This window comes from Streptomyces sp. SID14515 (genome assembly GCF_010548505.1).
Taxonomy (GTDB): domain Bacteria; phylum Actinomycetota; class Actinomycetes; order Streptomycetales; family Streptomycetaceae; genus Streptomyces; species Streptomyces caviscabies.
In genome coordinates, this window is the sequence record NZ_JAAGMH010000127.1 from 1 (window position 1) to 12,281 (window position 12,281).

The window sequence follows — 12,281 nt, forward strand, 5'->3', positions numbered from 1 at the left end:
ATCCGGCGGCGAGGGCGGCGGCCAGCACCCCGGCGCCCGCGCCCAGCGCATCACGGCGGCCCATCGGAGCCCTGCGTCCGTCCATGCCCGACCACCTCACGCTCCACGGATGCCACCGGTTCCGGGGTCACAGTAGAGGCGCGATGGGCGAAATGGGGTGATTGAGCAGTTCAGCCGATGATCAATGAATCATTCAGACGTCGCCATAAGAATGCATGGAAAACCAGGCAAGTGACCGAGCACACCTACGATTCAACCAGCAAATGCCCGTTTGATCCTAAAATATCCACACAAGCCGCTTTGGCACCGGGGTCGCCCGTCTGCCATAGTCGGATCCACGACCCCCATTGACCCGGGCCAAGGTCGTCATAAGCGGCCGTGAACACACCCCCCATGTCACGGCCCCCGTCAGAAACCCCCGCAGCGCCGCACCACGGCCGACCGGGGGTTTCTGCGTGTCAGCGGTCGGAGATCCGCATCTCGAACCAGGTGGTCTTGCCGCGCGGCAGCAGGTCCACACCCCATCGGTCGGAGAGCTTGTCGACGAGGAAGAGCCCTCGGCCGCTGACGTCCATCTCGCGCACCGGCATCAGACACGGCAGCCCACGCGAGGGATCACGCACCTCGACCCGGATCCAGCCCCGCCGGCGCACCATGCGTAACCCGAAGACCCGGGCCCCGGTGTGGCGCACCGCGTTGCCGACCAGCTCGGAGACGAGGAGCACCGCGTACTCCGCGGTCTGCGGCGAGAGGGCCCACTGACGGAGCACGACGCAGGAGGTGAGCCGTCGGGCCGTCGCCGCCGACTCCGGACGGGACGGCAGCCGCACTTCTCCCTCGGTCGGATTTCCGAACAACTCCAGCGCCTTGAACGCCTGTTCGTCATCCATGGTCGACGTCCAGCGCGCCGCGGTCGCGCTGCTGCGCGGTCGCGGCTGATCCACACCCTCCAAGCCCGCCATGCCCACCATCATGGCCGCACGAATCGGCCTCCGGGGCCGTTCCGCAGGAATCCGCACCCCGGAACAACTCATTCCGCAGAAGGCTTTTGACATATGCCCATGGCAAAAGAGTGCCGCGCAGAGCCCCGCTGAGCTGCGGCGATACACGCCCCCGCGAGGGTCGCCCGGCCGACGGCGGCACCGGGCCTTAAGGTTGCCTTAAGGCCCGGATAATCCGCTCTGATTGGTGAACCCCGCACACGAGGCCCACCCGACCCGACTATCGGCGACCCCGATCTGACTACGGATCACCGGTCATCTGACTACGGATCAGATGGTTGCGGGTTCGAATCCTGCCGAGTGCACAGCAGGCGAGAGGCCCCCCCGGGGGGACATCCTGGGGGGCCTCTCGCGTTGCCCGTACACCTTTCTCGTCCAGCGGCTACGCCCGTGTCGTGTGACTGAAGCCGAGGGTGGCCAGGCCTTCGGACTGACACAGCCGATCGGAGGGGCCGCCGACCTCGGTCTGGAGAAGTTGGTACGCGGCACCGAGCGTCTGCCCCCAGTGCATCGCGGCCCGCCACAGAATCCGGCCCAGGCCCTGTCCTCGGACGTCGGGCAGGACGGCGAAGTACTGAGGCAGGAGCTGGGGGCGTCCGATGGCATCGAGGCGCACGTCCATGGGGCCGATCGCGCCCACGATCCGGTTCTCGACGGCGGTCGCGAGGACCGGACCGCACTGGCCGGTCTGCATCTGGGCGTGGAGGAAGGCCAGGCCGTCGGCGGCCATGGCTTCGGCGAAAGGGGCGAAGGTCTCCCGTACGGCGGCAGGCCAGCCGGTGACGGGGCGGACCGGCCCGTCGGGGTTTGGGCAGGTGCGGTCGGTGAAGCGCTTCAGCTGGATGCGAGTGCCGCGCGGAGAGCCGGTGTCGGGCCCGAGTGGACGCACGACCTTCGCGTTGAACGCGTCGTACTGTGCGGCGAGCTTCGCTGCCAGCTCGGCTGCTTCGTTCACGACGCTGTCTCGGTGGCCGTAGGCGAAGACCTTCACGGTGCCGCGTCCGCGCCGGGTCAGGGTGGGGATCAGGGTGCGCTCAGGTTGGTGGACCACATCACTGCGGAGGACTGTCTCGTCCTTCTCGCCGCCCCAGCGCCGGTCCTTGTCGTAGGGCAGGAAGTCCCCGGTGTCCGCGACTCGCAGAATGTCCTCGAAGAGGTCGACCGACAGGGCGTCGGGGTGGACCGGACCGAGAGTCGGCACGATCGGCGCGGTCAGTTGGGGCCGGAGCCAGTCCCAGCGGAAGAACATGAGCGGCACCCTAGTGGTGGGACGGGCAGGGCTCAGGCCCCGACGCGAGTACGCCGGAGCCTGAACGGAGTTGACCGGCTCGTGTCGGTCAGTGGGGGTTGTCGTCACCGGCATCGCAGGAGCACTCCGCGCTCTCCACGACCTCGTCCAGGTCCAGTACGGCGGTCACCGAGAGGGTGGCGACGGGCGGTGCCGGACGGCGGGCCGAGGCGGGCGGGCCGGGGAGGATGGTCACCGGTACGGGCGTGGTCATGAGGTGTTCTCCTTGTCTCCGTGCTGGCAGTAGCTGTGCAGCGGCGCTTTCGCCTCCTGGTAGTGCTTGGCCAGGGGGCGGCAGACCCGGCAGGTGCCGGACAGGGCGCAGCCCTCGCACCCACCGGTGCGAAGCATGAGGCGGTCGGCGATGGCGCCTAGCCGGGTGAGGCCGTCGATGCCTTCGGCCATGAGGTCGATCTGGTCGTCGCGGCCGACCTTGCAGATCGAGACCTTGGCGTGGGGGTCGGCGTGGAAGAAGGTGTGTCCCGCGTTGCAGCCGGCGAACGGCTTGCGCTGCCGCAGGTGGGCGGCGGACTGGGCGAGGAGCGGCTCTCCGCCGCCGTAGATCGTGGGCGTCATGTTCGTGTACGCGTGGTTCTCGACGTTCCACTCCTCGGCGAGGGCGGCCATCTCGTCGGCCTCGGAAGCGTTGTCCTCGGTCACCACGACGTTGATCCGCAGCGGCAGCCCCGCCTCACGTGCGGCGTCCATGCCTCGCCGGAACGACTTCCATGCCCCGCGGCGCTGGGTGAGCGTGTCGAAGGACTCCTCACTCGCCCCGTACATGCTGACGACCAGACGGTAAGGCGGGCAGTCCTGGAAGAGCTTGAGGAGGTCCGGCCGCCAGAGCAGTGAGCCGTTGGTGGAGATGGTGAGCATCATCCCGGCCCGCCAGGCGTACCGGTAAGCACCCTGGAAGTCTGGATCCATGGTGGGCTCGCCGCCGGTGATCTGGAGCCAGAGGACACCGGCCTCGCGCATGATGTCCAGCAGCCGCACCTTGTCCTCCCAGCCGAGGCCGGAGAAGGGCCGCTCGCCGAGGTAGCAGTGCTTGCAGCCGAAGTTGCAGCCGAGGTTGATCTCCCAGGAGGCACGGCAGTAGCCGTACGGAGACGGCTCGCGCACCAGCACCGTGCCGTGCGCGGTCTGGCCGCCCAGGTCCAGGCCCCACAGGTCGGCGGCGGCCTGCACCGCCCAGGCGGGAAGCGACTCACCGTCGGTGGCGGCCTGGCGCAGGCCCTCGAAGTGGTCGGCGGAGATGCGCGCGCCGGCCCTTGCTCCCGGCTTGAGGAGAAGATGTCCGTCGAGGAACGGGGAGGCGATCAGAGCGTGGGCCATCAGTGGCCCTCCTTCCGGATCACGGAGCGGGCCAGCACGCGGGACTCCTGGCGGCCGGCGCGGCAGTGAATCTCGCCCAGCCCGTTGCAGGTGCCGCAGGTTCTGCCGGACGAGTTGGCGCCGCTGCCACCGCAATCGCCGCACTGTTCGTTGCGAGGCGAGCGAGGGAGCCAGGTCTTGTGCGGGCGCGCGATCAGCTGGTGCACGAGACCTCCTCCGGGGCGTCTTCCCAGGTGTGCTGCTCGGGGTGGTCGGCGAACAGACAGCAGCCCTCCCCGTCAGGACCAGGGGCGACCACCGGGCAGTCCGGCAGCACAAAGAGTTCGGCCTCGTCCGTCCCGTACCAGCGGAGCCACAGTGCGGTCCCGTATGCGCCGGTGTCGGTGAGGAGACCGAAGTGCTCACCCGCGTCGTGCGCGGACAGCTGGCACTGCACCGCCTTGTCGATGTACGGGGCGGCCACCTTCTCCCGCGCTTCCCGCGCAAGGTCGAGGGGCACCCGGTACCAGTGCACGCACCGCATCACGACACCATCCGGAAGGACGCGACAGCGTTCCGGGCCTGCTGCGTGCACCGGGGGCAGACGCACGGCGGGTAGCGGCCCGGGTTCTCCGGTACCACCGGGTCATCGCCCACGCGTACCTCCGCGAGAGGCCCCCACGTCAGCCCGGAGTCGCGGGAGACCCGCAACGTCATCCGTACGTCATCCTGTCCGTTCGCCATGGACAGGAGCATCGCGATCTGCGGGCACGGCCAGAAAGGCCAAGCGGGTTACCCAACTTGGGTAACATCACTTTCGGTTGACCACGAGCTGCAATCCGTAGTCCTCATGCCGGAGCGTGCCCGATGCCCGAGCCACCTCGCCCGAAGGAACTCCCGGTCAGCCTGCTCACGGATCCGGTGATGATCGAGGCATGCCGGGCCAGAGACTTCGGCCGCATCTTTCGGCTGGTCAAGGCGCGAGCGGGCATCTATCCGTCGATGATCGCGCGCCGTTGTGACCTGACTCCGAGCCGGGTGGGTGAGGTGATCACCGGGCGGAGGCAGTTAGTGCACATGGATGTGATCGAACGGATCTCGGACGGGCTGCGCATCCCCGGAAACATGCTCGGCCTTGCCCGACGCTCCTGGGAGACACCGCCCACCCTGGCAGTCACGCCCCGCGAACCGACCGAGGTTCCGACCTCAGCCATCGAACCGTTTGCCGCCGGACTGCCGGGGGCGGACGTCGACAGCATCCTCGCTCTGGCGGCCGAGCGGGATCTCAGCCCGTCGACGCTGGACGCGCTGCATTCGTCGATCGCGGACTACTGGCGCCGGGACGACGAGCACGGCGGCGAGACCCTACGGCCGGCGGTGGTCGGCCAGCTCCGCTACGTCGTCGACCTCCTCAAGAAGCAGCGTCCGGCTCCTGTACGGGACGGCCTGCACAGCATCGCGGCCGAGCTGGCCCGGCTCACCGGATGGACCTACTTCGACGCCCGCCAGTACAACCAGGCACGCGCCTACTTCACCGAGTCCCTCGGACTGGCCAAGGCCATCGACGACCGCCAGTTCATGGCCAACGTCCTCGCCTGCATGAGCCTCCAGGCCACCTACCAGGACAAGCCCGGCGACGCCCTCGCACTCGTCACGGCCGCCCAGGACCAGGCCCGAGCAGCCGCCGCAACGACACCACGCGTACTGGCCATGCTCGCGATGCGCGAAGCCTTCGCCCACGCCACCCTCGGCAACCACAGCGCGACCCACACCGCGATCTCGGAAGCGCACACCCACTTCGGACGGATCAGCACCGGTGACCCGGATCCGGCCTGGGTCGCCTACTTCGACGAACCGAAACTGATAGTGGACACCGGCATCGCACACGGCCGCCTGGGCGAAGCCGCCCTCGCCGAACCTCTCATCGCGGACGCCCTCCGCCACGAACACGCATCGAACCACCGAGGCCGCGCCTTCCACGCCTTCTGGCTCGCCCGCACCCAACTCCAGCGCGGCAAACTCGACGAGGCGTGCTACACGGCCATGGACGCACTGGCCCCGGCGGCGGCCGTCAGCTCGCAACGAGTCACCGGCCACCTCACGGAGTTCTACGAACAGCTGGAGCCCTTCCGCCGCGAACCGGCCGCGGTGACGTTCGAGTCCCGGCTCCGGGAAGTGCTACCCCGTCAGATCAGCGGATTGCCTCGTCCATGAGCACGTAGAGCAGCCCGACAAGAGAACCGCTGCTGACGATCTCGCGCCGGTCGATCATGCCCCGCACGTCGGCCAGCGGGATCCATTCGATCCGGTCCGACTCGTTCATCTCGGTCGGAGGCCCCTCGTGCGTTGCCCCGTCGGCCCGGAAAACGTGATGCTGGGAATCGGTGATGCCGTTGGCCGGCTCGGCATAGATCAGTGACTTGACCGCGCCGAGCCGCCAGCCGGTCTCCTCCAGCACCTCCCGGGCCGCCGCTTCCGCAGGCGTCTCGCCCTCCTCGACCAGGCCCATGGGGAGTTCCCACGCCCAGGCGTTGGTGATGAAGCGGTGTCGCCACATCATCAGCACCTCGCGCCGATCGTTGACGACGGCGGCCACGGCCAGGTGCCGGAGCTTGACGACGTGGTGCTCCCAGCGGTTCCCGTCAGGCGTCTCGACATCGGTGAGCCACAGGTTCACCCAGTTGTTCTCGTAGATCGGACGTTCCCCGTGGATCTTCCACTGCATCGCCGCAGCCCCTCTCGATCGGCTTTCAGCATCGCAGAGTTGTGGAGACGCGCGCCGCGCTTCCGACAAGTTCGCGTCAGATTGACACATGCGATTTGCGCGTGCGGCCGGGCGCTTGTCGGAGACTCGGGCTGCGTTGGCGTCTTTCGCTTGACCGGCGTGGTGCCGACTGGGGTTGGGAGATGTAGCACCATGCGTAGAGCGAGACCCGCCTGTGGGCTTCGAGGGCGATCGAGTGAGCCTCTGAGCGTGGCGTCCTGATCAGCGCGTAAGCGTTGAGCGAGTTGTTACAGGTTTCTCTACCTCATCAAGCACCCGACGCTGGCTGCGCCTGCGCTCCTGGCTTCGGCCCGCTCGGCGCTGCCGCCGCCGACGCGCGCCCGCAGTGGATAGGCCCATGGGGCATGAGTCGAGAACCAAGCCCGCAGCTTCAAGAGGATGCCTCCGGCGGGGGCTCAGGCTCCGGGATAGGAGCCGGGGTAAGTGGTGGGACGAGGTGGGAGTGCTTGTAGCCCCCTCCCCTAGTCAGTAGTTGGGTTGTCTTCGGGGGCTGGAGGGTCGTCGGGATTGAAGGTCTGGTAGAGGCCAATTCCGCATAGGAGCAGGCCTAGCAGGAGGGCTCCCACGAAGAGGCTCCAAGACCACCAAGCTCCTGGTAGTGCGAGAAGCCATAGAGTCGGGAAGAAGAAGATGACGACGATGATCACGGCACCCAGACTCGCCCAGTTGCGGCGATGAGCGACAAACCTCGTTTGTCGAGCCAGAACGGCCGCGAGTTGGGTTCTCACCAGCACTTCCAACTGACTGGTCTCATGGACCCATGACTGCGACTGATCTGCGTTTAGCTTGTCCAGCATCTCCCAGTTGCGCTCTAGGTCCGCAGTCAGGCGAGCATCACGACGGTTCTGGATGGTGCCCGTAACCAGCGGACCCAACGCTGCGGCAAGCACAACGCCCACACCGCCTAGAAGAGGCGTGAGCACCTCAGTTGCAGCCATAGGTTCTCACCGATAGATCTGATCAAGGCCACGCTTGCCCTGCGCCAGCCGTTCCGCAGCGTAGTAGCGCAACTGCTTTCGTACCTCACCGTTTGCCGTAGCGAGGAAGCCGGGCCGTTGCTGACGGCTCCACGCAGAGCTACGGTTCAAAAGACCCCGCGCGCCCGGGAGCCGGATAGTACGGTTCCCGACATGACCCACAGGTTCCCTGATCTAGAGGGGCGTCCCGGTAGCTCTGTCCGGACCGCTGGCGATTGCCCGTCGTGCCTCAAACACACCACTCTCACGCGTGATTCCCACACGCCTATCGACGGAAGCCAAGACGGAAACGGAGTGGCCGTCTACGAGATGCTTCTGACCTGTGACTGGTGCAAGAAGCAGAGCCTCTACCTCCGTACTGCACGTCGCACGTCGCGTGGGACTGGTGGCGCACAACGTGTTTGGTTCTATGACACTGTTGATCTAGAGCAGGTCTGGCCCAAACGGGCTCCGCGCCAACTCGCTCCTGAAGCTCCGGAAGCCGTTCGTGAAGTCTTCGCAGAAGCCGCGCAAGCCGAGGCAGGGGGAGCCATGCGTCTGGCTGGAGTCGGCTACCGCAGCGTCGTCGAGCAGATCGTCAAGGAACGAGGGGCACCGGGCAAAAACCTCAAGGCCATGATCACTACTCTTTCCGGCATGGGGGTGCCACAAAGTGTCGTGGACGCCTTCGACGAGGCAAGAGCCGTTGGCAATGATGCTGTGCATGACGGTATTTCATATTCGACAGAAGAGATCGCCGATCTTGCTGGCCTGATCCAAGAAACCGTTCTCATTCTTTACGTCCAGCCCGCTCAGCGCGCCCAGATGGCAGTAGCACGTGCAGCTCGCCGTGCAGCAGCCAAACAGTCCGCGCCGTAGACGCAGGCCATGTGACAGCAGCGGCGTACCCGCAACCACAGCAACCGCCCCCGTACGCGCACGCCTCTCCGGGGCCGAGTAGCGGCGGATATGGCCGTCGTTGACCGATCCGGCTAGAGCTACGGATCAGATGGTTGCGGGTTCTGATCCCGTCCAGGAAAGCTTCGGGGGGGCGGCAGGGGGACGGCAGGACACTGGCAAGGCTTAGCGCAGCGCCTCACGGACCTCTTGGATCGTGGGCCGGTCGCCCGGAACCGGACTGAGCATGGTGTCGATCAGGTCGCCCAGCTCGCCCGGTGCTCGCACGGGCCGACGCTTGCCGCTCGCGACGGCTCGCCTCTGCTCGGGGCGGGGTGCGTCGTCCGGGTACTCGACGGCACGCCAGCCCGTGGCGGAGATGAGCAGGGATGCGCCGAGCGCGTAGATGTCGGCTTCCGGCGTGGGTTCGGCCTCTCCGGTGGCGAGCACGCTGCGCGCGATCTCCGGAGCCTCGTAGTGGACCAGGCAGCCGCGGAACGGGAAGTCGTACTCAGCGGGTACGTGCCCGCCCCGGGCAAGGGCGAGGTCGATGAGATGCGTCCGCTCCGGCCCGATGATGAAGTGCGCGGGCTGTACGTCACCGTGGGCCCAGCCCTTGGCGTGAAGGTCGGCCAACGCCTCGACACAGCCCAGTGCGACGCTGGTGTGAGGTTCGACGATCGAGCCCTTCTTACGGCAGGGCTCCCACAGTTGGTAGAGGTCCGGCCCCTGGCGCCATGGCTGGAGGTTCCACGTTCCGCTCCCCCACTCGCCGTACGCCACGTCGTCCAGGCCCAGGTGATGCAGTACGGCCCCCTCGCGTGCCGGTGCGAGCGCGGTCCAGGGCTGGGCGGGCCGGTCGGCCGTGGCCTCGATCGGATGACCGAGCTTCACGGCGTAGTGGCCCCGTCGGCTCTCCACTTCCCAGACCGTGGAGCCCCGGCGGTCCGCCGCCAGGCGCTGAACCGTAGGCATCAGGGTGTCGAGCACCGCGATCGGCAGCTCAGGGACTGACCTTGGCAACGTCTCTTCTCCTTCCGGTCCTACCGGCGGCCGGCCACCACTCGTGGCCGGCCGTGTCACTGCTGTCGCGTGCTACGCCTGACCGTACGGTCGGCCGCAGTCCGCGTCGCACTGCGCGAGGTTGGTGCCGTCCATGGTCCACAGATCGTCGAAGACCATGAACCCGGCCGCCTTCATGGCGTGCGCGGAGGCGGCGACCTTCTCCGGGGCACGGGCCCCGCCACCAGGCGCCGGGTTGTGGTGGAGGAAGCGGCCCGCGTACCGCTCGCACAGGGCCGCGTACTCCTTCGTGTGCAGGATGAGCGCGTGCAGCCCGAGGTCCACATCGTCCGACGGGACCATGGGAACGGTGACGGTGGCAGCGGTGACCAGGAAGGCCACGGCCTGGTCCGCGATCCGCCGGGCCTGCTCGGGCGACTGCCCGTTGTGGACGACCACGAAGTGGGCGAGGCTTTCGAACAACTCCTCACCAGCCACCGCGCGACCGGTCCTCCGATCGTTCGTCGTTGCCGTCATGTGTCGACTCCTCGTGTGTGGTGATGCATGACGCCCACCTCTCGCATCGGTCGTTGAGTCACGGCCCAAGGACGACCAGAAGGCGGGCTCGGAAGGCAGGTCCTGAACGAGTACGGGAAGCCGCCGCGGATCGGCCGTATCCGCACACGACCGCCGACCTCGCCCAGGACGACGCCGATACATCCCCTGGCGGTGTCCTTCGCCAATGCACCGATGCACGACCTGGCCTGCTGGTTGCTCGCCATGCGGACGAGGATCCTGCCACTCATCAGGACGTCGGAACCTCCGACGAACCCCACTTCGGGACGTCCCGCGTCGGGTAGAACGTCCCTGGTGCCGTCCCCGAGTGTCAGGTGAGATTGAGATGCCGAACGAGAGGTTACGTGCGGCCATGGCGGCCGGCGGCTGGACGTACACCGCCCTGGCGAACAAGGTCGAGGTCGATCCCAAGTCCGTTGAGAGATGGGTCAATTCGGGGCGCACGCCGCGCCGTGCCACAGCCATGGCGGCAGCGAAATCGCTGGGAGAAGACGTGCACGCTCTCTGGCCCGCGCTCCGGCAGGCACGCCCTGCCCGCGCTGTGAGTCCGGAACTGGTGGCCCTCTACGACCAGCGGGCGGACATCCCCGTCTCCACCTTTGTGGACATGCTGACCCAAGCCCGCGAGCGCATCGACGTGCTGGTGTACGCGGCAGTCTTCCTGCACGAGGCGTACCCGCGGCTCAACGGCTTGCTGCGAGAGCGCGCTGCCGACGGGTGCGCGGTCCGCATCGCGATCGGCGACCCGGACAGCGCCCATATCCAACAGCGCGGCAGGGAAGAGAGGTTCGGCCACGGAATCGAGTCCCGCTGTCGACTCGCCCTCATGCACTACCGCCCCCTTGCCGGGGTACCTGGCATCGAGGTGCGGACACATGCCACCACGCTCTACAACTCGATCTATCGTGCGGATGACCAGGCAATGGTCAATGCCCATATCTGGGGCGTGAACGCCTACGGCGCTCCTGTATGGCATCTGCGGCGCAGCGAAGAGGGCGGCATGTTCGACACCTACGCCAACAGCTTCGATGCGGTCTGGGAGACCGCGACGCCGGTAAGCGAAGGGTGACCATGGCACGGACCGAGTACTACGACGACCCGGCGGCACCTGAACCGAACAGCTTGGTGGTCGCGGCGTCCGCCGTGATCACCGACGCCGAAGGGCGTCTCCTCTTGCAGCGCCGACGCGACAACGACCTTTGGGCTCTTCCCGGCGGCGGCATGGAGATGGCCGACTCGCTTCCCGGCACGGCCGTCCGCGAGGTGAAGGAGGAGACGGGTCTGGACGTCGAGATCATCGGGCTCGTCGGCACGTACACCGACCCTCGCCACATCATCGCCTACTCGGACGGTGAGGTGCGCAGACAGTTCAACGTCTGCTTCACGGCCCGTGTGGTCGGTGGCCGGCTCGCGATCTCGGACGAGTCTACGGAGCTGCGCTTCGTGCCGCCGCAGGACATCGATCAACTGCCGATGCACCACACGCAGCGGCTCCGGATCCGCCACTTCCTTGAACGCCGTGCGCGGCCCTATCTCGGCTGAACGACATGCGACATCCGCTTTGGGAGAGAGTCCAGGTTGCCTCTCTGCTGAGCTGCGGCTTCACCGGGCCAGGAAGCGGTTGGTCGCTCACCCATGAGGCAACGGCGCAGATCGTGGCTACCTCCTGCATCCGGCACGGTTGTGGCAGGGGACCTGTTCGCGACGAGATGCCACGAGTGCTGCGCCAGGAGCTCGGGTGCTGGGCTGTCCTTCAGAGGCGGTACGCACCGACGCAGGTCCTGCTTGACGCCGATCCAAGCGCCGTTGACGGGCACGGGCCACGCGAGCCGGGGACTGGAACAGATCGTTCAGCACCTCGTCGGGGCAAGTGCCACGGCAGCTCGATCAGCCTTGATACCCAGACAGTCGTGCGCCTCAACCGCGAGCAGTTGGCGCACCGATTGGCTTCGAACCCCACGTTGAGACGGCTGTCCTGATCGAAGACCGTTTCGGCACCGCCGACCGGTCTCATGTGGGCCGGCCGTCCGCACCATCCGCATGTCGTGCTTGCTTCCGGCGATCAGGTCGTCCACATCGGATGCGGCTCGACGAGGCAGGCCGCATGGGCATGGCTCTCTGGTCCCAGCGGCAGCCGTCGGCTCGCTACGAGTCCTCGGCCCTCCGGGAGTTCCACGAACGGTTCGGGCCCATACGCTGCGAACCAGCCGTGGTTGCGTTCGAGTACCGGCTATGGAAAGTGCCGCCCCGTCGGGTCAGCGGATGGCCTCGTCCATGAGGAGGTAGAGCAGCCCGACCAGGGAGCCGCTGCTGACGATCTCGCGCCGGTCGATCATGGCTCGCACGTCGGCCAGCGGGATCCATTCGATCCGGTCCGACTCGTTCTTCTCGGTCGGCGGGCCTTCGTACGTCGCCCCGTCGGCCCGGAAGACGTGGTGCTGGGAGTCGGTGATGCGATGCCG

Annotated in this window: 15 protein-coding genes, 1 tRNA gene and 1 pseudogene; 5 read left to right on the forward strand and 12 right to left on the reverse strand. The window is 67.2% G+C overall.

Going from position 1 to position 12,281, the window contains the following annotated elements; genetic code table 11:
* Nucleotides 1–458: 458 nt before the first annotated feature.
* Nucleotides 459–974: an ATP-binding protein gene (locus G3I54_RS30195; protein WP_164619161.1), complete on the reverse strand. Its 516-nt coding sequence runs from the start codon at nt 972–974 to the stop codon at nt 459–461.
* Nucleotides 975–1,197: 223 nt separating this feature from the next.
* Here G3I54_RS30195 and G3I54_RS30200 point away from each other — a divergent pair.
* A tRNA-Arg gene (locus G3I54_RS30200) sits at nt 1,198–1,306 on the forward strand.
* 77 nt (nt 1,307–1,383) lie between these two features.
* Here G3I54_RS30200 and G3I54_RS30205 read toward each other — a convergent pair.
* From G3I54_RS30205 to G3I54_RS30225, 6 genes are all read right to left on the reverse strand, one after another.
* Entirely contained in the window at nt 1,384–2,250 is an 867-nt protein-coding gene (locus G3I54_RS30205) for a GNAT family N-acetyltransferase (RefSeq protein WP_164619163.1), read from the reverse strand.
* 88 nt (nt 2,251–2,338) lie between these two features.
* On the reverse strand, nt 2,339–2,503 hold the full coding sequence (locus G3I54_RS39110) for a hypothetical protein (RefSeq protein ID WP_203687388.1): 165 nt from the start codon (nt 2,501–2,503) through the stop codon (nt 2,339–2,341).
* Nucleotides 2,500–3,624 (reverse strand): radical SAM protein, encoded by a 1,125-nt coding sequence (locus G3I54_RS30210; RefSeq protein WP_164619165.1) that lies wholly within the window; start codon nt 3,622–3,624, stop codon nt 2,500–2,502. The genes G3I54_RS39110 and G3I54_RS30210 overlap by 4 nt, the downstream gene beginning before the upstream one ends.
* A complete protein-coding gene (locus tag G3I54_RS30215) occupies nt 3,624–3,830 on the reverse strand; it encodes a hypothetical protein (protein ID WP_164619167.1) in 207 nt (68 codons plus the stop codon). The genes G3I54_RS30210 and G3I54_RS30215 overlap by 1 nt, the downstream gene beginning before the upstream one ends.
* Nucleotides 3,818–4,147, reverse strand: coding sequence for a hypothetical protein (locus G3I54_RS30220; protein WP_164619170.1), 330 nt, complete (start codon nt 4,145–4,147; stop codon nt 3,818–3,820). Before G3I54_RS30220 ends, G3I54_RS30215 begins: the two co-directional genes overlap by 13 nt.
* On the reverse strand, nt 4,147–4,347 hold the full coding sequence (locus G3I54_RS30225; RefSeq protein WP_239144658.1) for a hypothetical protein: 201 nt from the start codon (nt 4,345–4,347) through the stop codon (nt 4,147–4,149). The genes G3I54_RS30220 and G3I54_RS30225 overlap by 1 nt, the downstream gene beginning before the upstream one ends.
* A 123-nt stretch (nt 4,348–4,470) precedes the next feature.
* Between G3I54_RS30225 and G3I54_RS30230 the strand changes: the two genes are divergently transcribed.
* Nucleotides 4,471–5,817, forward strand: a complete 1,347-nt coding sequence (locus G3I54_RS30230; protein ID WP_164619173.1) for a helix-turn-helix transcriptional regulator — start codon at nt 4,471–4,473, stop codon at nt 5,815–5,817.
* On the opposite strand, the gene G3I54_RS30235 is transcribed toward G3I54_RS30230, so the two are convergent.
* Nucleotides 5,795–6,328 (reverse strand): NUDIX hydrolase, encoded by a 534-nt coding sequence (locus G3I54_RS30235; protein ID WP_164619176.1) that lies wholly within the window; start codon nt 6,326–6,328, stop codon nt 5,795–5,797. The genes G3I54_RS30230 and G3I54_RS30235 overlap by 23 nt on opposite strands.
* A gap of 521 nt (nt 6,329–6,849) precedes the next feature.
* Complete coding sequence (locus tag G3I54_RS30240; protein ID WP_164619178.1) at nt 6,850–7,326, reverse strand: hypothetical protein; 477 nt, start codon at nt 7,324–7,326, stop codon at nt 6,850–6,852.
* A 333-nt stretch (nt 7,327–7,659) separates the two neighbouring features.
* Between G3I54_RS30240 and G3I54_RS40195 the strand changes: the two genes are divergently transcribed.
* Nucleotides 7,660–8,223, forward strand: coding sequence for a DUF4145 domain-containing protein (locus G3I54_RS40195; RefSeq protein WP_164619180.1), 564 nt, complete (start codon nt 7,660–7,662; stop codon nt 8,221–8,223).
* A 204-nt stretch (nt 8,224–8,427) separates the two neighbouring features.
* Here the strand turns inward: G3I54_RS40195 and G3I54_RS30250 are convergent, their stop codons facing one another.
* Nucleotides 8,428–9,264 (reverse strand): protein kinase, encoded by an 837-nt coding sequence (locus G3I54_RS30250; protein ID WP_164619182.1) that lies wholly within the window; start codon nt 9,262–9,264, stop codon nt 8,428–8,430.
* A gap of 72 nt (nt 9,265–9,336) precedes the next feature.
* On the reverse strand, nt 9,337–9,780 hold the full coding sequence (locus G3I54_RS30255; RefSeq protein WP_164619183.1) for a hypothetical protein: 444 nt from the start codon (nt 9,778–9,780) through the stop codon (nt 9,337–9,339).
* Between the two features lie 364 nt (nt 9,781–10,144).
* On the opposite strand from G3I54_RS30255, the gene G3I54_RS30260 reads away from it, so the two are divergent.
* Nucleotides 10,145–10,888, forward strand: coding sequence for a helix-turn-helix domain-containing protein (locus G3I54_RS30260; protein WP_164619185.1), 744 nt, complete (start codon nt 10,145–10,147; stop codon nt 10,886–10,888).
* Nucleotides 10,889–10,890: 2 nt separating this feature from the next.
* Nucleotides 10,891–11,361, forward strand: coding sequence for an NUDIX domain-containing protein (locus G3I54_RS30265; protein ID WP_164619187.1), 471 nt, complete (start codon nt 10,891–10,893; stop codon nt 11,359–11,361).
* 713 nt (nt 11,362–12,074) lie between these two features.
* On the opposite strand, the pseudogene G3I54_RS30270 reads toward G3I54_RS30265, so the two are convergent.
* A pseudogene (locus G3I54_RS30270) lies at nt 12,075–12,272 on the reverse strand (NUDIX hydrolase); the annotation flags it as partial.
* Nucleotides 12,273–12,281 lie beyond the last annotated feature (9 nt).